Below are 22,592 nucleotides of genomic sequence, written 5' to 3' on the forward strand. Positions count from 1 at the left end.
TAATAGTTTAAAAACTAAAAATATAATTCTAGTAATAAACAAACCCATGCTCTGAAATATATTATTCTGAGCATGGGTTTGTTTGTTAGGTTATTCAATTCATTTCGTAAACATTCTTCATCTCAGGCAATATCACCTTTAACTCTATCAAATCATCTATTACTAAATCAGCATGAGCAAGCTCATCTTCTTTTGCAAAGTCAAAATTGCATCCAATCGCAATCAAGCCATTATCTTTAGCTGCATTGATATCAGATAAACGATCTCCAACTACCGCTGCCTCTTTTATATCGTATTTATTCAAAATACTTTTTACTAAGTCACTTTTATTAAGCGATTGAATTTGTTCAATACTGAATGTTTCCGTAACCCATTGGTCTAAATCATAATAAGAGACAATTGCTTGTAAATATTCCGTTAAGCCGTTACTAGCAATGTAAACAGAACAATTATTTTCCTTTATAAAACTAAAAACTTCCTTTACATTCGGATATAAAGCACCATTTCCGCTCTTTATATTTTCAATTAGTCTTTCTAAAAAATATGCATCTGTTTGTTCCCTTACTTCATTAGAATGATTAGGTAATAAAGCTTCCCAAACTTTAGGTAAAGGTACACCCATAATTTCACGATATTTATCAATTGGTGTTATCGTATTCCATAATTGTAGTGACCGTAAATGATCAAATGTATCATCTAGTGATAACTCTAAAATTTTATCTGTTTGAAATAAAGTTCCATCCATATCGAAAATTAGTGCTTGTAACATGATATTCTCTCCCATTCTTTACTTATGAACTACAATACAGTTTTACTCGAAATATTTTTAAGCATCTCAACAATAATTTCTGAACAATAATTCGCTGCGGTTTTCGCGAAATCATCATATGAAACTTGCGCCTCATCATCTGCACTATCAGAAATGCATCTCAAAACTAGAAATGGTATGTCATTTATATAAGCAACATGTCCAATTGCCGCCCCTTCCATTTCTGTACAATGAGGTGCATATTCAGTGACTAATTGCGCCTTTAATTTTGAATCCTCGACGAAGCATTCTCCGCTGATGATTCTTCCTTCATGAACAGTAATATTTAAACTACTACTATTAACAGCTTTTCTGGCTAAATCTCTTAATTCCTCGCTTGCATGAAACTCTTCTTGAAACGGAAATAGATTCTTCATTTGATTTTTATTAACATCATGATGCGTAACATTTGTAGAAATAACTAGATCGCCAACTTTCACATCCGGATGTAATCCACCCGCAACACCTGTATTAATGATAGAGTCTATATCAAACTTACTAATTAATATTTGTGTACATGCAGCTGCATTTACTTTTCCTACACCACATCGCGTAACAATAATTTCTGTATCCATGTAGTTTCCTTTATAAAAAGGCATTCCCGCAATTGTATGTTCCTCTTTTATATGTAGTTTTTCTAAAAGTAAGTCTATTTCAATTTGCATTGCTCCGATAATACCGATTCTGTTCATGTATGTAGTCCCCTTTGTTAATTTGTAATCCCTTTAATCCTCTCCGCCATAACCGAAAGTAAAAACTTCGGCAATACAAGTTGTCTCTTTATTCTTTTTGGCTGCGACATTAATCTATACAACCATTCTGTTCCAGTATCTCTCATTATTTTCGGTGCTCTTTTTACAGTACCTGATATTATATCAATCATGCCGCCTATACCAATAGATAGTGGCACGTTTAATGTTTGTAAGTTATCATAGATGAATTCTTCTTGTTTAGGTGAACCTAACCCTACCAACAATAAATGCGGATTGAATTGCTTGATTTGAGCTTTTACTTCTTCTATTTCTTCACCGTTTACAAATCCATGCTGTCCTTTAAAATGTGCATATGGATTTTGCTCTTTTAATTTTTCTAATGCTTTTTCATTACTTTCTGGTGCAGCTCCAAAAAGAAAGACACGATATCCATTTTCATTACAACATTTTATTAAATCGCGAGTTAAATCTGCCCCAGTAACACGCTCTTTCAACGTTCCTTTTAATATTCTCGATCCAATTATGACACCAATCCCATCGGCTGTTATTAAATCCGCAGATAGTAACATTTTTTTAAACTGCTTTGATGTAGCCGTGTTTTCCTTAGCTGACATAACAATTTCAGGATTTGCAGTTACTACAAATCTTGGTTTCTCTTGTTTTTCATGTAGCCAACCTTTTAATAAACTTATAGCTTTTGCATATTCTAAAGTTGAAAAAGGTATTCCTTTTATAAGCTGATGATCCACTATACTCTCCCCTTACGTAAGCTGCATATATTCATCAATGTCTTTAGAAATTTGTATAAAAGCTTTATTCCAAAATTCATAATCTGTTAGCTCAATATCAAAATGTTTTTTCATCAGTTCTTCAACTGGAGCTTTTCCCGTTTCTCGCAAAAATTCTTTATACCTCAAATGAAATTCCCTTTTATTTTCTTTCGCTAATTCTAGTAAACTAAAACTTACTAAATAACCAAATGTGTATGGATAATTATAGAAAGGAACATCTGCTATATAAAACTGAACGTATTTCATCCAAACAAACGGCTGATATTCTGTTAGTGCATTTCCATATGCCTTTTCTTGCACGGCTATAGATAATTTCTCAATTTCATCAGCACTTATAGGACCTTCTTTACTTTTTTCATAAAAACTCTTTTCGAACTGAAACGATGCACGAATCGCCATAACATAATTAAAGCTATTTCTAATTTTCCAGCTAAGCAATGACTTTTTCATTTCTGTACATTCTGCTGTTTTTATTAAGTGATCTACAAGTACCATTTCAAAGAAAATAGACGCTGATTCAGCTGTACTCATTGGCAGATAATCATCTAAAAATGAAGTGGATTGTTCAAAACTCATAACATAAAAATGCCAAGCGTGTCCTAATTCATGAGCAAGTACTCTTACACTATCAATACTCCCATCATAACGCATTGAAATACGGGATTCTTTTTCACTGAAAAAAGGAGCACAAAATCCCCCCAGCGGTTTATTATCTCTCGGTTCAGCATCGACCCAGCCATTCGCTATCGCATTCCGCGCGAACTTTGCCAATTCTTCATCTATATTTTCAAATGCATCATATATGTTTTGTACTCCTACTGAAAAAGGAAAAACATTCACATTACTTTCTTTTAATGTCATAAGTTCATGCCATGTAATCGAATTCTTTTCCTTTTTAAAAGCGTTTAAAGCACTTACTAGCTTATCAAGTTTAGATTCCGTTGCATCCCACATTTGTGATAATACAGTTTCAGAAATGCCATTCATTTGAAGGGATTGAGTTAAAACTTCTCTCCTTTCTAATTCATTACTCCGCGTATTACGTAATCTTCCTATTTGGTTCAATACAGTAGCAAAGATTTCTTTTTCCTTATTCAAAGTATTTGTAAGAGAATCGAACACTTTTAATCTTTCATTATGATCATCACTATTCATCGCAACATAATTCGCTTGTCCAAAAGATAAGGTCTCTTTATCGTGTATTACTTCTATCTTATTCCGTAATTGTATGTACATATCTTCCCAAGCTTTTAATTCATCTTCTATTAGCTTAATACTTGAATTATTACCATTAATATTTTGTTCCTTACTAGATTCTATTAATAGTTGAACTTCTTTCTTCAATTGGTTTATTATTACACCTTGTAAATTATTTTCGGGTGGTGGATCATCTTCAGTAGCGCGGCAATATAAGTAATACTCTGCTTTTTCGATAGCCTGTATAAGTTGTGAAAGGATTACTGAGTCTTTTGTTGCTTTATATTCAATTTTTAATCTTTCTATCGTTTCTATAGAAAACGTGAAGTTTTGTTCTTGAGGATATAGCCTGTCCAAATCCCATTGAGATTGAGATTGGGCTTGTATTATTTTATTCATTTTGCATCCTCCTTTTTTACAAATAGTTACAAAATTCTACTCTTTTCACTATTATATATGAACTATCAAAATTTTAACATCTTGAAATATTCAAACTTATATGAATGTAATTTGATATTTCATTTTCTATTTCTTCCTATTTAAATAAGTTGTAAGTATTACTACTTCTTCTAGTGAATTTCTAGGTTCGTATAGACTACACTGTTTATTTACTCTTTCTTTTGTTTGAAGTTTATAACTTTCACTCCACTTGGATTAATGTTATAAGTAATTGTTACAACATGATTTGGTGGGTTATGGGCGTTTGTATAAGTTCGATACTTTGCAACGACAATGAAGTTAAAAGTGTATTTTGGGGATCGGTCAATTTTTATAACCTTCGCATCAGTTAAACTATACTGATGCGAAGGTCCAAGTTTGCTTTGAATCGTTCGACTTGCATACGGAGCCAATAAAGTGTTATAGGAATCATAAAAATCTTTATCAGATATGTTAGCTGCGTTTCCTTCTTTCGGAGATGCAAATATGACCATTATTAAAATCCCGTAAATTATTAGGGATAGTTTACTCTTTAGCATGAGATTCACTCCAGGCTTATTAGATGATAAACTTTAGGATGCTCTAAAAAATAATGACTATTCTCTTTATGTTATTCTTAGCTTATTAAGCATCAAATAAATCAGAGCTTTTACTTGCGAGTCAATATTTTTAATAACATTTATGCTAGCTCGAATGACTGGAACTGATTTTTAAATATATTTCAAACAAATTGAAAAAAATACCGCCCTAACGATCTAAAGATGCTAGCTTTTACTGAGTATATATAGAATTTAAACATAGTAGAAAGTGAGAGAATAACTTATGACAACTCATATTGTACAATCAACCGACTATAATCAAGCATCTGATGCATTACGACTCGAAATTGCTGTAATGCTACAGCGGGTTTGGCCAGATTCTGATTCCCTGCCTGAGGGGAAAATTCCTGAAACACATCTTAAAGAATTTAATGTACACTCATTTTATTCCTATATAGATGAAAAGCTAGTCAGCTATGCAGGTGTAGTGCGCAAAACTATCCATCATAAGGGACAACCATTTAATATAGCCGGACTGAGTTGTGTAGCGATTGATCCAGATTATCATGGTCAAGGTTTAGGTTTACGTACAGTTACTGCCGCTACCAAATGGATTGAAAAACAAAGCGATATAGATTTCGGTATATTTACATGTAAACCGTCTTTAGCTCCCTTTTATAATCGTGCTGGCTCTTGGCCTGTTATACAAGATGTAGTACTTATTGGTAGAGAAGATGAAAATGCTTTATCTAGTGCATCCTTAGAAGTTGCTGTTTTAATGCGTTTGTTTTCAAAGAAAGCGAAATCCCATAAATCAATATTGCGCCATACCACTATTAATCTTGATTTTCCAGTTGCTCAGTTTCTATAATACAGATAAACAAAAGCCAATTTCCATACGATAAGGACATTTGCTTTTTTTTTTTATTTTGCTTCACATACGAAATTCGTATTTTGTGATTCCTTCCCATACAGAACCGCTAATGTGGGATAAAAAAAGGGTCTCCCTAAGAGCGTTAAAACACGTAATCTTTAGGATAACCTCTAATAATTTATAAACTAAGAAAACATATTACTGAAACCCTGTTTTAATCCATTTTATTTTCAGCTGAAATTTTAAAGTACTTCGCAGATAATTTATAAGAGCGATTCTCATTATAAAAGTTACCTAATTCATAGGATAATTCAGCAACTAAGCGATGTTGCTTTTTTTCTACTCCCACTTCAATTACTTTTTGCATATTTTTCTCGTATTCATAATAATCTCCACGCATTTTGAATACTTTAGCTTTCAAACCATATAGTTGGACATATGCAATTGGTACATCATAAATCGATAAAAAATGAAATGCTTCATCCATAACTTTATTAACATTTTTCCAATCTTTAAGTTCTATGTACACCTCTATCATGTTTCGTAATGCATATACCTTTTGATCTTTCCCCGATAAAAATTCACTTAACTCCAAAGTTTCTTCATAGTATTTAATGGCATTCGTATAGTCTTTCAAACCTTGATAAATTTTCCCGTAATCATAAGAAATGATAGGTAAATACTTTGAATCACCATTAGTAGCCAAACTATTTTCTACCTGCTGTAAAATTTCAAGTGCCTTTTCATATAACTCATCCATAATATACAATACGGCAAGCATTAAAAGTGCATTTATTACGTTTTGCTGCATACCGTTTTTTCTGTATATATTGAAAGCTTTTAAGGCATACAAACGACTAATACTTTTATCTTTATAAAGCTCCTTATATACATGACATAAATTATAGTATATATGAGCATGTTGTTCAGTTTCTTCTACTCCAAGTAAACTCTCAGCCTGTACATAAATATCATGCGCAGCAATGTAGTCTTGTTTATTATAAAAATAATAACCTCGAGATTTTAAATAATAAATATAATCTTCAGGATCTTGCATTTCGACCTGACTTGGTATCATTTGCGAAGCTTGATCTACAAGCGACTTCACATATAACAAGTTTTTTTGTCGGGCATGATAGTATATAAGTACACCATATACCTTTAATAATAAAGGGATTGAATCCACTTCACGAACGTATAATTCTAACAAAGATAATTCAGCTTCAGTTATAATTTTATCTTTTTTATATTTATTACATATTTCAAGAATAGTAAGCTTTATCTCCTCGTAATTGCCATCTATGAGAAAATCGCAATCAACACCCAGCTTCTTAGAAACTTGTTTTAAAAAAGAAGATGATGGTTTGATTTTCCCACTCTCAATTCTACTTAAATAGGTTACTGAGCATATTTCTGATACGAGCTCCCCCTGTGTCAATCCTTTATGCATACGAACTTGCCGAATACGTTCCCCTATTTCCATCTTTTTCTCTCCCTAATTAACCATTTCATGCTTTTTACTAATTAAGTCATTATGTATCTACATATTTTTCATACTAAATAAAATATACAATTTCACAAATGTAAAAAAATGTATCATTCATTTTAATTTTACATTCATATTATGATTATTTCTAGATAGCTTGTTAAATTTAATGGTTTAAATTTAAGGTTTTTGCCCACTTTTTTCATACAATTTTACTACTTGTTATTAACAAGGATAGCGCCATATACTTGAATTACGATAAACTTAATGAAAAGGATTTAACTACATGTAAACTATCATTCTTAAAATAGATCGAATGGTTAATTACATTTACCTAGTACATGGAAGACATCTATTGTAAAGGAAAATAAATTAAATGAGCTCAATAGATGAATTATTAATATCACATCCTAGAAATTAGTTTGTCGAATTATTTAGTAAATATGAAAGGATGACAAATATGATTGTAAAAACAAAAAAAGATTCAACACGAAAAATGGCAAGATATGTTGGAGGCGCTGCTACTCTTTTATTGCTAGCATCCTTCCTTTATCAGTGGAACAATGGTTTAGTAGTTGATGATACTGAAACATTTGGTTTCATACTAGCCTTCACTGGTTTCCTATCTACCTTCATACCTACTAAAAAGAAAGTTACTAACTAATATAAAATTACATATTTTTCATCCGCATAAAACAATTATATTAGAATTAAAAAAGGATTGATCAAAAGATCAATCCTTTACTCTACTTCATTTAAGAAGAACAACGTTAACGCACCTGGTCCGGTATGCGCTCCGATTGCTGCTCCAATTGTATTTACAATAAATACTTCACAGCCGAATCTTTCAGTAATTAATGCCTTTAATGCTTCGGCTGTTTCTAAGTCGTCGCCGTGTGTCATACCGATTGTTTGACCTTTAAGGTCTTTCCCACGCTCTTCCATAATATCAACAATTCGGCTTAATACTTTCTTTTTCCCTCTTACCTTTTCAAGTGGTACAAGTTTTCCTTCATCCACATTTAGAATTGGCTTAATATTTAGCAAACCACCGATGAAACCAGCTACTTTACTTAAACGGCCACCTCTTACAAGGTACTGTAAATCAGCTACAGTGAAGATATGCTCCATATGCTCCATTAAAAAAGCGACACGGTTTAAGATTTCTTCTTTTGACGCGCCCTCTTTTGCCATTTTGGCAGCCTCTAATACGACAATACCTTGACCGAGTGAGGCACATTTTGTATCAATAATTTCTAAATTTAAATCAGTGTATGTTTCTTTCACTTCTTCTTTAATGAGAACTGACGATTGATATGTACCAGACAATTCAGATGAAAAGGCTAAATATATACAAGGGTTACCTTCTTTTGCATAGGAAACAAATTTTTCTTGGAATGTTTCAAGTGAAGGCAATGACGTTTTATAAACTGCGCCTTCTCTCATTTTTTGCAATAAAGTAACTGATTTTAATGTAACCCCATCTAAATACTCTGTTTCTGCTTCATCATATACACGGAGTGGAATTAAATCTATATCATATGCTTGCAGCAATTCTACCGGTAAATCCGCCGCACTATCCGTAATGATTTTAACACTCATTTTTAAACCTCTATTCTGTTATAAATATATAAAAAAATAAAATAAAAATATTACTTTTAAATTATATACGTAAAACAAGAATGAAGAAAGGGAAAGTACTTTATATTGTATGCACTCTTCCTCAAAACTTGAACTGTTAAGAAAAATGATTTTGATTTATCCTCTTTTCACTAGTTATTGAGCTATATATAATGAGAATATTAATACTTTTCCAAAGGGGGTTACTTATGAGTATTCAACTAGCTACTTCTAAAGATTTAGAATGGATTAATAATCAATACGAATCAATAGGATTTGTACCAAGTGATTTAAAGCGGGATAAAGTTGCGATTATTACATACAACGGCGAGTATGCAGGTGTAGGTCGTTTAGTTCAAATTGATAAAGATACTATTGAAATGGGTGGTATTTTCATACTTCCTAAATTTAGAGGGTTACAATTAGCGGGAGAACTCGTTTTATTTTTAGTACAAACAGCGAAGGAATTACATATTCAAAATGTATTTTGTCTCCCTTTCGAGGAATTAAAAAACTTTTATAAAAAATACGGTTTTACTGAAGTCGATACTACGCAAGAGGTTGTCCATCCAATTATTCTAAAAAAATATAATTGGTGTTTAAAAACGTATGATAAACATGTATTACTATTTAAATTGTGAATTTTCTCTAATTAGAGGGGATACATATTGTATTACACCTCATATTTTAACAAAGATTTATCCGTTTCATCTATCTTAATAACTAGTATTTTCAATCGCCCCATCAGTTATAGTTCACATCTTTTCCCACCCCTTTATTAGCTAGCTCGTTTGTAAACTTGCTAGCACTATTTTTAAGTTTCTCTATTACATACTCCTGAAAAAAATTTTAGCTAATTAATGGAGATATGATCATTTATGTAATCCGCACACGAACTTCCTTTTCTTGCAATAATTGGATAGTCAATTCCAATACAATATTTTGCATTAACTGATAGAGCTTATCATGAGATGTACTTTGTTCTGAAATAAATTCAATACATTGAAATATATATCCCTCTACAAATAAGCTCCCTTTTTCAATTATAGATGGATTATGTCCTTTCTTTATTATTTTTGGCAATAAGAATTCTTTTTTGGTCAAAATAATTTCCTGTGATACCTCTTTTATTCCTATAACTTTTTCTTTAAATACCACCTTTTCTTGTAAGCTAATTTCACCTTTATATCTCCCTATTTCTATTGGTAGTTTCCCAGTTATATAATTATTTACGTCTGCTTCATCTTCCTTCTCTAATATTATACCGTGGATAGGAATCCACGAAGATGTGTCCACCCAATTCTCTTCCATATCCCCTTTTACTTTTTGATTAGAAAATTCTAAAAGCACTCTCTTTTCATGAAGGTTTGAAGAAACTAAATTACAATTAACTTCTCCATGATAATGTTGCACTGTAGTTAATAACTTAGCATCCAGTTCACGACCCCTAGCATCTTTTTCATTACGAAATACAAATGCTTCTTGTTTTTTTACATTAATATTAGGAAATTTTATAAAACTAGTCACATCCGAAATAATAGAAAATGGAGTTTTCACTATTATTGAACGCACTGAAGTTTCTATTTTTAATCCTGAATCTATACTTTCTTTCTTTGATTCAATTACTATTTCTTCTTTCTCTGATTCTGTTTCTTCATCTTCTTTTGCTGATCCAGTCTCTTCACTTTCTTTCTTTGATTCGGTTTCTTCATCTTCTTTTACTGGTTCAGTCTCTTCACTTTCTTTCTTTAATTCAATTACTATTTCTTCTTTCTCTGATTCGGTTTCTTCATCTTCTTTTGCTGATTCAATCTCTTCACTTTCTTTCTTTGATTCAATTACTATTTCTTCTTTCTCTGATTCGGTTTCTTCATCTTCTTTTACTGGTTCAATTTTCACCTCGTCTTCCTCTAATCCTTTCGCTTTATCTTCTTTTTTTAATTCAGTTTCTTCACTTTCTTTCTCTAATTCAATTGCTTTATCTTCTTTTTTTGACTCTGTTTCTTTACTTTTCTTTTTTTCTCTTATTTCACGCGAATCATCTTGAGCATTTAGCATTTTTCCTTTGTAAACTTTGTTCCATATTCCCTTACCAACCCATGGCTTATCCATCACCATCCCCCCATCTGATGAAATCCATAAAAATATTTTATTTGCCCGCGACCATTTCATCATTATATATGTTTTATAATAATAAAAAAGACATTGTCTTTTTAATAAAGACAATGCTTTTTTAGTTTTATACTTGTACTTGTTGTACTTGTAAAACTTTTAAAGTAAGGTCTAGTACAATTTTTTCACGAAGAGTTCCAAATGGCTCGTTTAATTCTGTTGGACAAGGGGAAAAGTCTAATTCGAAAAATTGAGCGCTTACTAATTCACAATATGGTTGTTCATTATAAAAAACTGTATTTTCGAAGAAGTATTTGTCTAAACGTGGTAAATCACCATTTTTAGGATTAATAAAGTGAGATGTAGTATCTGATGAAGAAGCTACTAAAGCTTGTGATAGAAAATCTGCTGCTGTTAAATCTGCAAAACCAGAAAATGGAACATTTGCAATACGATCATATAGCACTCCATTACACTCATCATTTGCATATTCGATATTTTTACGAATATATCCTTGTACAAATAATTTTGCTCTTGTAACTCGGCGGTAAGGTGTACCAACTACCGGAGTAAATGCTACAGGAACTAACTTACATTGTGTTAAAAATACGTTTTTTAGCACACGTTTAATCTCAGTTGCTGGAGGATCTAATGAAATATCAGATTCTACAACAATTTGAATTGTTCTTTCTGCTAATACAACTGGTATTTTTACAATCGGTGCTCCTGGAGTAAGAATTGGTGTTGCAGCTGCATCACTTAATGGCGTTTGAGTTTGTCCATCTACCTGACATGGTACATTAATTGGGCATTGTTCGCTCATATTTTATAATCTCCTTTATACAATATTTTGGAGTTTTTTAACTCTCTATACTGTATATGTATCTATTCTATTAATGCGTGGGTTCATATAATAGTTACTTTCATCATTTACAAAAAAAATAGCAATTTTATTGTTAGTTAAACACTCACAACTAAATATATTGAGCCTTTATATGTATCTACCTATATAAAAAGAGAATTTCTGAACCCTCATCGTGGACGTAGGAACTGATGTGTTCATTATATTCAATAGCAATGGAAGAGTAATCTTTTTCACTTAATACTATCTATACAACAAAAAATCAATATTGGCGGTACTCTATTAGTAAAAAAATAAAAACCGACTTAAAAAAGTCGGTTTTTATACCCAAAATTTTGCGAACTCCCTCAATCTTACCATTGATATTGTTTCTTTTTTTCAAATTTATCAATAGAATTTATCAATTCTTCTAATAGAACCAATCTGATTGTCATTCTTTCCCTTAACTTCATTAATTAACATCTGTTTCAATGCCTTTAACTTTGGTAAAATCACCTTCGGATAGTTTATATTTGCGATTATAGAAAACAAGTCTAATAAACATTAATTTAATAAGGTTGGCTAACCTTATGACGTTTTATAATTTGTACACACACCGTTTATTTACCTATTATTCACAAAATAAGTATCATACGCCTTATCAAAAACATATCCTAATTTTTCAGCTAGTTTAGCAGAAGTGCTATTGGCTGCATCCCAGTTTGGATATTTCCCATTTTCTAAACAATCCAATATTAATGCTGCACTAACTACAGTTGCCAATCCCTTTCTTCTATGATCAAGATCAGTAGCAACTTCAATTTCAATACCATCATCATAAATACTATATGATGATGCACCACATACGACTTCTCCATTATACAAAATACAATAACCTGTACCTCGATTTACGTGATCATCAATCGATCGAAATTGGCTTGTAAAATCTTCAGAAACGTTGTGTAATGTTGGATCATTTGCGATATGCTCATCTATTTTTCTTAATTCATATCCTTTTGGAAGTGCAGTTATAAAAGATTGTAATTTTAAGCGATTAAACATTTCTGCATTTCTTTTAAATTTATATCGTAAAAACTTATCTATTTTTCTTTCATGGAATCTTTCTAAACGCTTTTTCCACTCATCACTATTAACGATTACTAAAATTCTTTCAGGAATGTTACGCAATAACTCTTCTGTTTCTTTCGCATTTGAGTCTCCAGCGTAAAATGTAAAAATCCCTACGGTAATTTGTGCTACTTTCGGATTTTCAAGATCGTTCACCCACGCGTTACCCATATGCCCTTGTAAATAAGAAAGAAGAACAACATTATTAAAATCCTCGAACATAGAAACTAATTTTTTTCTTGTATGTATATTTGCTTCATATATCATTTACATTCCCGCTTTCTTTAAAATCAACTAGGCTCAACATTTTCATGAGTTAACTTTTATTAGTATTTTTATACACACTTATTTATTATCTAAGTAACTGTCTATGAAACTCAACCTTCAAATATCAAATAATTATAAATTATACGTAAATGCAAATTTATTATAACATCTAATTCTATTGAAATGATTTTCCTATAAAAACATGCTACATACTTATCTACTCATTAATTTAGAATTAATATTCCTACTTTCTGCAAACTTTACTCAGTTTCAGTAAAAATTTAAAGAATTAGAGCGATGGGATCCAAGATACATTTAATCGATTAATATATTTTATGTAACAACTCTCATACATAGCATAGTGTAGTGTATGAGAATTAATTGAAATAGATACGTTATACCTCCTTCTTAGAAGTATAAGATTCCGTCTCACCATTTATATATAGTTTAGTTAACTTAATAATTGAATTGTACATCATACTACTGTCGTTAATAATCTCTTTTTTCATCTCTTCTATTTCGACATTACCTGTTCCACTCTCTATTTTTAAACAGTTCGTTATATTGAGGTATCCCCTTGATGCGAAAAGAATGATAAACGTAATATCAGGGAAATTAATAAATAGCAATCCGAATTTCAAAGGATTCCCAGCTGTATCCGATAAGATTAATCGAAAATCTAACAGTTCAGGTACCGGAACGAAATCTTTAGAAACAATCGCTTCACCTACTATAGTAATTTGCTTTACTACATTCCCAAGCTCATCTACAAATTCAATACATCTAGGTGGATCAATCGTTGTTGTCTGTAAAGATAAACTTAATTCAGGATTATTAAAATCGAAGAATAGTGTACTTCCCTCAGTTAAACAATGTGGACAAACATTTCCAAGTAAACTGAATTCCTCTTCAATAAATTTAACTTTCGTTTTACAACTACAAACTTTCCCTATTCGAATCGCATCAATTCTTGAACAATCTACAAATATTACCTCACTGTCTTCTTGTGCAAACGACACTATACCTTTTATCTCATTAAATGAAATAAAATAGGATACAACTATTTCGTTTCCGCCTATTACGATACTCTCAACTCTAGAATAAGGATTTAAACTTTTCAAAAATTCACATATACTATTTTGACAACACCCACAATCACGTTTCGGCTCACAATCCACTGATTCTCCATTCCTTTCCTATATGTTTTACCTAATAAATATAATATGAAAGGCATGTAAGAAAAGCTTGGACAATATAACTCTAATATTAGTCTAGATAAGTATACAGACATATGCCTGTCAAATTAAGAAACTAATCGTTCCTCAAATAAGTAATAAAATATATTTTTCACTATAAATGCATATAACAATTTCATCTTTCAACAAAAAAGCGTTATAATAAAGTGAAACTTCTATTAGCGGGGAGCTTTATCTCCTACTAATGGTTAGCCCTCACCAATCGGGCTCTTACGGGCAGTTATCTCCCGGCCGTCCTCATCATTTGCTTCTTCACCTTGAGGCGGGAGTCTACTGCTCGTTATTGCGGGATGAATTGCAGCCTCTACGATTACGTTATAAAGGAGATTAAAACAATGACTAAAATTAAAGTATATCAAGTAAAAGAAGAAAATATGGAAGCAGTAAAAAACATTATTGATGTTGAGGAACAAAATCCAACTGCTGAAAACCTACAAAATCTATACGCATGTGTATTAGATACTGAAGATATGGCATTGCCTGAATCATACATTGAAGAAGATATCTTAATTGATTCTATGGAAGTTATGGTTAACGCTTCTCAAAGCAAGCTAAGAGACTTAGGTACATATGATGTAATCGAAGTTCAAAACAAAGGTAAGAAAACACACATTTTATTATTAGAAGACGAAGAATACGAAATTATCGAAGGCTAATTCGACTCCGTACATAAGAAAAAGCTCCTTTCAAAATTGAAAGGAGCTTTTTCTTTACGCTTTTGATGTTTCACTTTTCACCTTGTTTTGTTCTTTCTTATATACCATGCGTTCATTTCCCATAAAGAAAATGAATACGAATGCTAAACCAGCTGGTACCAATGCCCACATGAATGTTTGAACGATTGAACTAGAAAGAGCGTCAATAATTTTATCTAATATTTGCGGCGGAATTTGAGATCTAGCCGATTCTGATAAAATGGCTCTTGAATCTCCTAAAGCGTTTGTATTCATTCCCCCGCTCATACCTTTAAACGCTTCTTCTAATTGATCCTGGAAACCCGTTCTTTGAATCATTCCGAAGATTGTAATACCAAGTGTCATACCTAATGAACGAATGAAGTTACTAGTTGAAGTCGCAGACCCGCGTTGCTCCATACCGAAGTTATGAATAGCAGCCATACTTAGTACAGAGAATGAGAAACCAACTCCAAAGCCGATAATAACCATATAAATTGTTAATAATATACGACTTGTTTCTGGCGTTAATGTACTTAATAAGAATAATCCGATTAGCATAATTACAGCAGAAATAATCATAATATTTCGGTAGCTAAGTTTTGATGTTAAAAATCCACCTAACTGCGCTGTAACTACTGATCCTAACATCATTGGTAATAACAATAATCCTGAGTTTGTTGCCGTACCACCGTATACACCTTGAATAAATAACGGAATGTACACAGTTGCTGACATAAATGCCGCCCCGTAACATAAGGCAATAATTGTACTCATTCCGAATAGACGTTGTTTAAACATCTCAAATGAAATGATTGGTTCTTCTACTTTTCGTTCAATAACAATAAAAGCAATTACTAAAATAGCGAACCCAGCAAATAAACTTAAAATAAAGCTAGAATCCCAATCATACTTTTGTCCGCCTAATTCTAAGGCGAACATTAAACAAATTACTGCACCAACTAAAGTAATTGCGCCAAACCAATCAATCTTTTGTTCTCTATGAACTCGTGACTCTTTATAAAATAATGTAATAAAAATAAGTGCTAAAATTCCAAGTGGTAAGTTAATATAAAACACCCAATGCCAGCTAATATAATCCGTAATATATGCGCCCAGTAGTGGCCCGAAAATACTTGATAAACCAAATACTGCTCCGAATAAACCACCCATTTTCCCGCGCTTTTCTGGAGGGAAAATATCAAAAACGATAGTAAATGCGATCGGCACTAGTGCCCCGCCGCCAATACCTTGAATGGCACGATAAATACCTAACTGTGTAATATTTTCAGCAGTACCACAAAGTGCCGAACCAATCATAAAGACGATTAAACCGAAAATAAAGAATCTCTTTCTACCATACATATCTGATAACTTACCGAAAATCGGCATACCTGCCATTTCTGCAACCATATAGGCAGAAACAACCCATACAAAGTTTTCAAGACCTCCTAAGTCACCAACAATCGTTCCCATTGCTGTTACGACAATGGTATTATCCATTGATGCCATTAAGATACCCAGCAATAAACCGGCAACAACGAAGCCGAGTTTATTATTCTTCTCAACCATATTTCTTGCTCTCCCTCATACTACTTATATTTGTTTGTGTTCTTTTACGACTGAATTCCCTTTTTGGTTAAAACTAGTATGATATTCTACAACACTAATTTCACAGCCAGGGCCAATTATAACATGATTTCCTCTTACTACGTCTGCTATTGTATGTTCTAAATAAATATCATCCCCCTCAATAATTGATGTTTGAAGGCTCCCTGCATGACTTGTAAAAGGAATAAATCTCGCTTTTTTACGTACTGTAATCTTTTTCCCACCGATTTCTCTCACTTTACTTCCTTCATAACGAAGTGAGATTTCAATATTTTCAGCATTAAGCAAACCATCACTTTCAAGACCACCAGTTAGTAATAATTCCTCTACTTCTATATCTCCCTTCACATTTAAAGCGCCTTTCACATCTACGAAATCACCGGATAGCTTCCCTTTAAATTCTATCATACCTCTAACTTTTATTTTATTAATTTGTCCGTCACCTTGTACTTGGGCATTGCCATATACTTTTACATATTCCGCCTCCATATTCCCCTGTACTTCACTATCTCCATACACGACATAATTTTTCGCTTTCATATTGCCACGTACTTCACTCGTACCATACGTTTTAAAATCATTACAACTCATATGATTAGAGATTGTTCCTTCACCGCGAATCTTCACTTTATTATAATCTCCACCTGCCGAGCTACCTGATCCATTTACAGTAAGACTATGTTGATTTTCCATATCGATTGCTCCCTTCCTTTAAACCTGCTTAATTTCTTTCACACTTGCGTTTTTATCAACATTAAGTACACCTGTATATTCAATAAGATCAATCTCACAGTTCGGTCCTACTGTAACATTGTTTCCTCTTACCGTTTTAATGTGAGCATAATCAATATCGATATTGTCACCTTCTAACAATTCAGCCTCTAACTGCAGGCCAAATACTGTTTTAAAAAGTTTACTAAAAGTACTCAATCTATGTCTTACTTTAATTGTTTGACCGCCAATTTCTTTCGCTCTACATGTACCGTGAATATTAATATTAATTTCATCTGCGCTTAATAAACCACCTACCGTAAACTGTCCCTCTGAAGAAAAAACATCAACCTCGCAATTACCATCAATCGTCGCTTGGCCATTGATTTTAAATTCTTCACCGGTGACATTTCCACCTATCGTACCTTTTCCTGCAATTTTTAAACTGTTCGCCTTTACATCTTGTGTAATTGTCGCTTTCCCATCGATTCGCATCATTTCTGCGCTAACTGTACCATCAACTTTACCCGATCCGCTAATTATTGCATTACTACTTTTCAAATCACCAGTAACTGCACCGTAACCATTACATTCAAATTGCTCACATTTAACGTTTCCATTAACAGTTCCTTTTCCGTTTAGCTGTACTTTGTGAAACTCACCGCCATTCGATGTACCGTAACCGTTTATAATTAAATTTTCTGTACGCATGATTTCTCCTCCACTACAACAGTTTAGTTTTTAATGCTTCGGTATATTTCGTAATCGCTTCACGTAAAACAATTTTTGTTCCCTTTTCAAAAATTAAATCATCCACATTTGAAACTAAGAAACATGTAGAAATCCCTAACTTTCGAACGATAATTACATCACAATTTTTATGCTTAATCGCTTCGTAATTTTCACTTAATACTTGTAAGACCATTTTCCCCTCTTCTAAACTAACGTCTCCTGATTGAAGAAGTTCTTCTAACATATACACGTAAAGAATATCTGCAAATTGAAACTCTGCCGTTTTATTCGTTTGTTCTATAAAAAATTGTAAGACTGGTTCTGATGCAATACCCTTACGTAACAAATCATCCTTTGTTAAAAGAATTTCTGTCACGCTCGGTGAAAACATATTTGCTAATTCATCAAGGGATAAATCCTCTTTCATCGTTTGGATTTTATCAATACGTTCTAATATCTTTTCTTTCGGAAAAAATGTTTCCTGGCCTGTGAACGTTGACTTCCGTACAAACCAATCTTCCGGTATTAAATTTTTTCTCTTCCACCTATATAACTGTCCGTATGAAATACCAGTTAACTCTAATAAATCTTTTTTTGAAATTAAATCTGTACTCAACTGTATAACACTCCTTCCTGATAACAATGTAACATAACACTGTTACGCTGTAAACGGACTTTTATAATAAGTAGCGTAACAACGTGTAAAACAAACCTCCTTTTTATATAAAAAAAGGTTCTTACGCATTTCATCAAAATGCATAAGAACCTTTATATATCAAGCTTTAAACCATATATCGTAATAATCAATCCAGCCTTGTGAATTAATCATTACATTTTGTATTTTTTCGTGTGAACTTACTCGCTGTTTATTACGATATAAAGGAATGATATGTATTTCACGTAACAGTGTGCCCTCAATATCGCGTAACAGTGTCACCCGTTTCTCTAATTGATTTTCTGTAAAATAAGGCTGCAATACTTCGTTAAAGTTTATATTGCTATGCTGATGAATAAAGCTGTTTTTTGTAAGAAACATATATAGTAAACTATCTTCTATCCGTTCGCTAATTGTCGCACTATCGTGCATTATATCAGCCTTTTGTATCGTACTCATTTGCAATAACTCTTCTTGTTCAAGAAACTCAATATCAATTTTAATTCCGTATTTTGCACATTCTTTTTGTATCCAATGCGCATCTTCAACGTGATCTTGCCCTGTAAATGTATATAATCGCAGTGTTTCATTACGGTAAGAGCTGCATTTAATAAGTGTATGTATATCCCTGTTAATTTGAATTGTACCGTTCTTTGTAAGTACTAATTCCTCCGCTACTTCTCCGCGCTCTCCTTGTAATTCTTCAACAATTTTATTACCATGAATAATTTTATATAAAGCTCTACGAAACATCACATTTTGCATAGGTCCTTCTTTTGCAGTATTTAACGTAATGTAAGTTACATTCGACTCAAGTCTAGATACTTCTTTATGATGGTTTTCTATATTTTTATAACGTGCTTTCGCTAATATATCGCACGTATTAACTCTGTGCTCTACATTCCATAATTCAATTCGGTCGAGAAAAGGTCGCTCGCGAAAATATAAATCATTTGCTTCTAATACGAATACATCCTCATTCTTTTCACATAACCGAAACGGTCCAGTACCGATTAACTTCCCGTCTTCATCTTCATTTACAATCGAACACTGTTCTGTACTTAAAGCATGTAAAAACAACTTATTATCTGTAGATAAACGAATCTGCACAATATAGTCATCAAGAATATGTAAACTTTCAACGTGCTGTAACATCCAAGCATGTGGATTATTTTTCGCTTTCAAGAATCGTTTAAATGTCTGTTCAACATCATAAACGGTTAGTTCTTTTTTATTATGAAATTGAACACCTTTTCGTAAGTAGAAGGTCCATATATATTTCTGGTCATCATATTCCCAATAAAACGCAAGTCTTGGCTCTACACTGTTTGTATTTCCGTCTACATACACTAATGTGTCGTATATATGTTTTACCATATGACATTCCGAACGCATCGTAGCGTATACAGGGTCTAATGCAATATCTAGATTCATTTGCACTTGCAAACGTAGCACATCTTTTCTTCCTTGGGACGTCCTCTCAACTTGATAACCGAATATCGAATCTATCCAAGTTTGAAATTGAGTTTGAAGCGATGGGAAATCTGAGCTATACCTTTCAATAAATGCACTCCCGCTTTTTACATCCCCTTGTTTCGTTATTTCTTTTCCTCTTTCTAAAATTAAAGAAAGTGGATGTTTTTGAAATAACAACTTTGAACGATTCCCTCTCCCTCGGCCTGGAAACCACATAATCCAATTTAATTCTTCTAATTTTTTTATGATTAATTTACTATTTCGCTCTGTACAAAATAAAGTTTCAGATATATTTTGTATTGTTATTTCTAATCTTTCGTCCTCTGCTCTCCCTTTTCCATACTGGAGCCAAAGGTGCATATATTGCTCCAAAATAGTCATAAAACGCCCCCTAAAAGATGAAAAATCTTCCTCTTTCATTCTACCCTTTTTCATTTCTAGCTTCCATCTTATCATTTCAATATAGAGAGGAGGAATTAAAAATGAATCACCTTTTAAAACGTTATAATAAGCCCATCCTCATTCGGTTGTTCGGTGAATTGTTAGTCCGAACGACTGAGGCGATGTTAGCTATCATTTTTATTGTTCACGTTAATAAAGCTTTAAATGGTAATGTCATAGTTACAATGCTTCTTTTCGGATTACAGCCTCTCGCTGATATTGTGTTTACATTAATCGCTGGGGGTGTAACAGATAAATACGGCCGAAAGAAAATAATGTTACTCGGATTACTTTTACAAGCTTTTGCCGTAAGCGGATTCGTTTTTGCTGAAACGGTCGCCTTTTTCGCCTTATTGTATGTAGTTAATGGTATTGGCCGCTCTTTATATATTCCGGCACAGCGCGCACAAATCGCTGACTTAACGAAGAAAGAACAACAGGCAGAAATATTTGCTGTTCTGCATACTACTGGAGCGATTGGCTCTGTAATCGGACCATTAATTGGTGCCTTTTTCTATACTAGTCACCCTGAATATTTATTTATTTTGCAAGGTGTAGCCCTTACGCTATATGCTATTCTCGTTTGGACGCAGCTTCCTGAAACTGCTCCACTTTTAAGCGACAATGAAAAAATGAAAGAAGTATATTCGCCAAAACAATTTATTTCGAAACATTATGCTGTATTTGGGCTCATGGTTTCTACGCTACCGATTAGTTTTTTCTACGCTCAAACCGAATCGAATTATCGTATATTCGCTGAAAGTGTATTTCCAAATTTTCTATTCATACTTGTATTTATCTCAACTTGTAAAGCTGTCATGGAAGTTATTCTCCAGATTTTCCTTGTGAAATGGTCTGAACGATTTTCTATGCCTAAAATCATTGTTATTTCCTATACTTGCTATACGTTAGCTGCGATTGGCTACGGCTATTCCACAACAATATGGTCATTATTCTTCACATTACTCTTTTTAGTAATTGGGGAAAGTATCGCATTGAATCACTTACTGCGATTCGTTTCACAAATAGCTCCAAGTCATAGTCGCGGATTATATTTTTCTATATACGGTATACATTGGGATATTTCAAGAACTTGCGGGCCTTTTGTAGGAGCATTGTTATTAAGCAAATTAAGCGGTAGTACTCTATTTTATATTTGTGCCTTCTTATTAATAATTGGCGGTATCATTCAATCTGTTTTTGTTCAATCGTTAGAAAGAAACAAAGCAAAAGAGCTGTCCCTATAGGAACAGCTCTTTCATTTAACCCGCCATTTTATTAATACTATCCTCCGGTGAAAACACAGAAATATGATGTACTTTACCAGTTGAATTTGGAATAACGAATTTCAATTCAAACTGGTTATTTACTTTATAAACGTAGATTTTGTCATTACCATTTACTTTAATCGACGTCGGTTTTCCTAAAGCCTTTTCTATTTCTTGTAACGTAATCACCTTAAGTTCTGAATGGTAAGATCGCACGTCAAAAACTTGTGATCCTTTATTAAAGCCAAATGCAACATTTTTATTTGTAAAAGTCGCATACGTCCCGTTCCCTGCTTGATCAGTTTCATCTGCTTTTCCCCACGCTTTTTCTATTTCCTCGATGTCACCGGTATGTGCTGCATATGGTACATCAGGTACTTTACCTTCTTTCGCTTGCTCAAATAAATCTTTTACATGGTTAATTGATTTTTGATTAAGCACTGTATTCTTCGTATTAGACTCCGTTGAAGGTTTTACCGAATCTTGACCTTTTGGTTTTTCCATAGGTTTTTTCTCTGTTTTTGGAGCGGTGTCCTCATTCTTTTTACTCGTTTCTGACGTATCGCTCTTTTTTTCTGTACTATTTTCTGATGTTGAATTCGTTTGTTTCTTTTCCTCAGCGTTATTACACGCGGTTAAAGCCGCTACACACGTTAAAGTTAGGAACAATATAAGCACTTTCATATATATTTTCATAATTTTCAGCCTCCCTCTTCAACATATTCACTTTTGCAACCATTCCATAACACTGTCCTTTAAATTATTTTTAGTCCATAAAGTAAGTGCTTCCGTTTCTCCGAAAGTATGGACCATATACTCTATATATGATGTTCCTAAAAAATAACCGAGTCAGTTGTATCCGAAATAATACGAATGTCTTCTAGTTTTTTAGGATACTTTTTAATTGCACTAGAAAGACGTTCTTCCGTCTTAGGACATTAAAAAAGCTGTCCT

General features: G+C 32.8%; 22 protein-coding genes and 1 pseudogene. 5 read left to right on the plus strand and 18 right to left on the minus strand.

Features of this window, described 5'->3' with window-relative positions; all coding sequences use genetic code 11:
* Positions 1 to 94 precede the first annotated feature (94 nt).
* The 5 genes from EXW56_RS13560 to EXW56_RS13580 all read right to left on the minus strand — a co-directional run bounded on the left by EXW56_RS13560 (position 95) and on the right by EXW56_RS13580 (position 4,486).
* Positions 95 to 769 (minus strand): HAD family hydrolase, encoded by a 675-nt coding sequence (locus tag EXW56_RS13560; RefSeq protein WP_215556979.1) that lies wholly within the window; start codon positions 767 to 769, stop codon positions 95 to 97.
* A 29-nt stretch (positions 770 to 798) separates the two neighbouring features.
* On the minus strand, positions 799 to 1,500 hold the full coding sequence (locus EXW56_RS13565; protein ID WP_002200201.1) for a 5'-methylthioadenosine/adenosylhomocysteine nucleosidase: 702 nt from the start codon (positions 1,498 to 1,500) through the stop codon (positions 799 to 801).
* Between the two features lie 17 nt (positions 1,501 to 1,517).
* Positions 1,518 to 2,270: a WecB/TagA/CpsF family glycosyltransferase gene (locus EXW56_RS13570; RefSeq protein WP_215556980.1), complete on the minus strand. Its 753-nt coding sequence runs from the start codon at positions 2,268 to 2,270 to the stop codon at positions 1,518 to 1,520.
* Positions 2,271 to 2,282: 12 nt separating this feature from the next.
* On the minus strand, positions 2,283 to 3,908 hold the full coding sequence (locus EXW56_RS13575; protein WP_002200198.1) for a M3 family metallopeptidase: 1,626 nt from the start codon (positions 3,906 to 3,908) through the stop codon (positions 2,283 to 2,285).
* 209 nt (positions 3,909 to 4,117) lie between these two features.
* Complete coding sequence (locus EXW56_RS13580) at positions 4,118 to 4,486, minus strand: DUF3888 domain-containing protein (RefSeq protein WP_002110384.1); 369 nt, start codon at positions 4,484 to 4,486, stop codon at positions 4,118 to 4,120.
* Between the two features lie 283 nt (positions 4,487 to 4,769).
* On the opposite strand from EXW56_RS13580, the gene EXW56_RS13585 reads away from it, so the two are divergent.
* Positions 4,770 to 5,357 (plus strand): GNAT family N-acetyltransferase, encoded by a 588-nt coding sequence (locus EXW56_RS13585; RefSeq protein WP_215596632.1) that lies wholly within the window; start codon positions 4,770 to 4,772, stop codon positions 5,355 to 5,357.
* A gap of 217 nt (positions 5,358 to 5,574) precedes the next feature.
* Here the strand turns inward: EXW56_RS13585 and EXW56_RS13590 are convergent, their stop codons facing one another.
* Positions 5,575 to 6,843, minus strand: a complete 1,269-nt coding sequence (locus EXW56_RS13590; RefSeq protein WP_215556982.1) for a helix-turn-helix domain-containing protein — start codon at positions 6,841 to 6,843, stop codon at positions 5,575 to 5,577.
* Between the two features lie 463 nt (positions 6,844 to 7,306).
* On the opposite strand from EXW56_RS13590, the gene EXW56_RS13595 reads away from it, so the two are divergent.
* Positions 7,307 to 7,510, plus strand: coding sequence for a hypothetical protein (locus EXW56_RS13595; protein WP_002189898.1), 204 nt, complete (start codon positions 7,307 to 7,309; stop codon positions 7,508 to 7,510).
* Between the two features lie 77 nt (positions 7,511 to 7,587).
* Here EXW56_RS13595 and EXW56_RS13600 read toward each other — a convergent pair whose 3' ends face one another.
* Entirely contained in the window at positions 7,588 to 8,448 is an 861-nt protein-coding gene (locus EXW56_RS13600) for a DegV family protein (protein WP_215556983.1), read from the minus strand.
* Positions 8,449 to 8,675: 227 nt separating this feature from the next.
* Here EXW56_RS13600 and EXW56_RS13605 point away from each other — a divergent pair, with 227 nt between their 5' ends.
* Positions 8,676 to 9,107, plus strand: a complete 432-nt coding sequence (locus tag EXW56_RS13605; RefSeq protein ID WP_016105124.1) for a GNAT family N-acetyltransferase — start codon at positions 8,676 to 8,678, stop codon at positions 9,105 to 9,107.
* A gap of 235 nt (positions 9,108 to 9,342) precedes the next feature.
* Here EXW56_RS13605 and EXW56_RS13610 read toward each other — a convergent pair whose 3' ends face one another.
* The 4 genes from EXW56_RS13610 to EXW56_RS13625 all read right to left on the minus strand — a co-directional run bounded on the left by EXW56_RS13610 (position 9,343) and on the right by EXW56_RS13625 (position 13,992).
* Positions 9,343 to 10,578, minus strand: a complete 1,236-nt coding sequence (locus tag EXW56_RS13610; RefSeq protein ID WP_215558613.1) for a BC_2427 family protein — start codon at positions 10,576 to 10,578, stop codon at positions 9,343 to 9,345.
* A 127-nt stretch (positions 10,579 to 10,705) separates the two neighbouring features.
* The gene (locus tag EXW56_RS13615) at positions 10,706 to 11,401 is read right to left on the minus strand and encodes a CsxC family protein (protein ID WP_215556984.1); all 696 of its coding nucleotides are present in this window, start codon (positions 11,399 to 11,401) and stop codon (positions 10,706 to 10,708) included.
* Positions 11,402 to 12,043: 642 nt separating this feature from the next.
* Positions 12,044 to 12,814 carry a GNAT family N-acetyltransferase gene (locus EXW56_RS13620; RefSeq protein WP_215556985.1) on the minus strand — a complete coding sequence of 257 codons (771 nt, stop codon included), beginning with the start codon at positions 12,812 to 12,814 and terminating at the stop codon, positions 12,044 to 12,046.
* A gap of 395 nt (positions 12,815 to 13,209) precedes the next feature.
* Complete coding sequence (locus EXW56_RS13625; RefSeq protein WP_215556986.1) at positions 13,210 to 13,992, minus strand: BC_2878 family exosporium-associated protein; 783 nt, start codon at positions 13,990 to 13,992, stop codon at positions 13,210 to 13,212.
* Positions 13,993 to 14,405: 413 nt separating this feature from the next.
* Between EXW56_RS13625 and EXW56_RS13630 the strand changes: the two genes are divergently transcribed.
* The gene (locus EXW56_RS13630) at positions 14,406 to 14,726 is read left to right on the plus strand and encodes a hypothetical protein (protein WP_002200188.1); all 321 of its coding nucleotides are present in this window, start codon (positions 14,406 to 14,408) and stop codon (positions 14,724 to 14,726) included.
* A 54-nt stretch (positions 14,727 to 14,780) separates the two neighbouring features.
* Here EXW56_RS13630 and EXW56_RS13635 read toward each other — a convergent pair whose 3' ends face one another.
* The 5 genes from EXW56_RS13635 to EXW56_RS13655 form a co-directional block, all read right to left on the minus strand.
* On the minus strand, positions 14,781 to 16,316 hold the full coding sequence (locus EXW56_RS13635; protein ID WP_215556987.1) for an MDR family MFS transporter: 1,536 nt from the start codon (positions 16,314 to 16,316) through the stop codon (positions 14,781 to 14,783).
* A 24-nt stretch (positions 16,317 to 16,340) separates the two neighbouring features.
* Positions 16,341 to 17,048, minus strand: coding sequence for a polymer-forming cytoskeletal protein (locus EXW56_RS13640; RefSeq protein WP_002200186.1), 708 nt, complete (start codon positions 17,046 to 17,048; stop codon positions 16,341 to 16,343).
* Positions 17,049 to 17,066: 18 nt separating this feature from the next.
* Positions 17,067 to 17,777, minus strand: a complete 711-nt coding sequence (locus tag EXW56_RS13645; protein WP_215556988.1) for a polymer-forming cytoskeletal protein — start codon at positions 17,775 to 17,777, stop codon at positions 17,067 to 17,069.
* A 13-nt stretch (positions 17,778 to 17,790) separates the two neighbouring features.
* Positions 17,791 to 18,414, minus strand: a complete 624-nt coding sequence (locus EXW56_RS13650) for a YhbD family protein (RefSeq protein ID WP_002161451.1) — start codon at positions 18,412 to 18,414, stop codon at positions 17,791 to 17,793.
* A 159-nt stretch (positions 18,415 to 18,573) separates the two neighbouring features.
* Positions 18,574 to 20,349: an SgrR family transcriptional regulator gene (locus tag EXW56_RS13655; RefSeq protein WP_215597576.1), complete on the minus strand. Its 1,776-nt coding sequence runs from the start codon at positions 20,347 to 20,349 to the stop codon at positions 18,574 to 18,576.
* Between the two features lie 62 nt (positions 20,350 to 20,411).
* On the opposite strand from EXW56_RS13655, the gene EXW56_RS13660 reads away from it, so the two are divergent.
* Entirely contained in the window at positions 20,412 to 21,617 is a 1,206-nt protein-coding gene (locus EXW56_RS13660) for an MDR family MFS transporter (protein WP_215556989.1), read from the plus strand.
* Positions 21,618 to 21,632: 15 nt separating this feature from the next.
* On the opposite strand, the gene EXW56_RS13665 is transcribed toward EXW56_RS13660, so the two are convergent.
* Both EXW56_RS13665 and EXW56_RS27655 read right to left on the minus strand, forming a co-directional pair.
* On the minus strand, positions 21,633 to 22,337 hold the full coding sequence (locus tag EXW56_RS13665; protein WP_215558615.1) for a YjgB family protein: 705 nt from the start codon (positions 22,335 to 22,337) through the stop codon (positions 21,633 to 21,635).
* Between the two features lie 24 nt (positions 22,338 to 22,361).
* Positions 22,362 to 22,505 (minus strand): annotated as a pseudogene (locus EXW56_RS27655) (aminopeptidase); the annotation flags it as partial.
* Between the last annotated feature and the right edge of the window lie 87 nt (positions 22,506 to 22,592).

Origin of the sequence: Bacillus mycoides (assembly GCF_018742245.1) — a bacterium.
GTDB lineage: Bacteria > Bacillota > Bacilli > Bacillales > Bacillaceae_G > Bacillus_A > Bacillus_A cereus_U.

Bases quoted from the DNA above. Each gene is read 5' to 3' on its own strand.
- EXW56_RS13655 (WP_215597576.1), bottom strand. From the start codon at position 20,349: ATGAAAGAGGAAGATTTTTCATCTTTTAGGGGGCGTTTTATGACTATT.
- EXW56_RS13595 (WP_002189898.1), top strand. From the start codon at position 7,307: ATGATTGTAAAAACAAAAAAAGATTCAACACGAAAAATGGCAAGATAT.
- EXW56_RS13580 (WP_002110384.1), bottom strand. From the start codon at position 4,486: ATGCTAAAGAGTAAACTATCCCTAATAATTTACGGGATTTTAATAATG.
- EXW56_RS13610 (WP_215558613.1), bottom strand. From the start codon at position 10,578: ATGGATAAGCCATGGGTTGGTAAGGGAATATGGAACAAAGTTTACAAA.
- EXW56_RS13620 (WP_215556985.1), bottom strand. From the start codon at position 12,814: ATGATATATGAAGCAAATATACATACAAGAAAAAAATTAGTTTCTATG.
- EXW56_RS13590 (WP_215556982.1), bottom strand. From the start codon at position 6,843: ATGGAAATAGGGGAACGTATTCGGCAAGTTCGTATGCATAAAGGATTG.
- EXW56_RS13560 (WP_215556979.1), bottom strand. From the start codon at position 769: ATGTTACAAGCACTAATTTTCGATATGGATGGAACTTTATTTCAAACA.
- EXW56_RS13615 (WP_215556984.1), bottom strand. From the start codon at position 11,401: ATGAGCGAACAATGCCCAATTAATGTACCATGTCAGGTAGATGGACAA.
- EXW56_RS13635 (WP_215556987.1), bottom strand. From the start codon at position 16,316: ATGGTTGAGAAGAATAATAAACTCGGCTTCGTTGTTGCCGGTTTATTG.
- EXW56_RS13575 (WP_002200198.1), bottom strand. From the start codon at position 3,908: ATGAATAAAATAATACAAGCCCAATCTCAATCTCAATGGGATTTGGAC.
- EXW56_RS13585 (WP_215596632.1), top strand. From the start codon at position 4,770: ATGACAACTCATATTGTACAATCAACCGACTATAATCAAGCATCTGAT.
- EXW56_RS13660 (WP_215556989.1), top strand. From the start codon at position 20,412: ATGAATCACCTTTTAAAACGTTATAATAAGCCCATCCTCATTCGGTTG.
- EXW56_RS13600 (WP_215556983.1), bottom strand. From the start codon at position 8,448: ATGAGTGTTAAAATCATTACGGATAGTGCGGCGGATTTACCGGTAGAA.
- EXW56_RS13565 (WP_002200201.1), bottom strand. From the start codon at position 1,500: ATGAACAGAATCGGTATTATCGGAGCAATGCAAATTGAAATAGACTTA.
- EXW56_RS13640 (WP_002200186.1), bottom strand. From the start codon at position 17,048: ATGGAAAATCAACATAGTCTTACTGTAAATGGATCAGGTAGCTCGGCA.
- EXW56_RS13630 (WP_002200188.1), top strand. From the start codon at position 14,406: ATGACTAAAATTAAAGTATATCAAGTAAAAGAAGAAAATATGGAAGCA.
- EXW56_RS13645 (WP_215556988.1), bottom strand. From the start codon at position 17,777: ATGCGTACAGAAAATTTAATTATAAACGGTTACGGTACATCGAATGGC.
- EXW56_RS13605 (WP_016105124.1), top strand. From the start codon at position 8,676: ATGAGTATTCAACTAGCTACTTCTAAAGATTTAGAATGGATTAATAAT.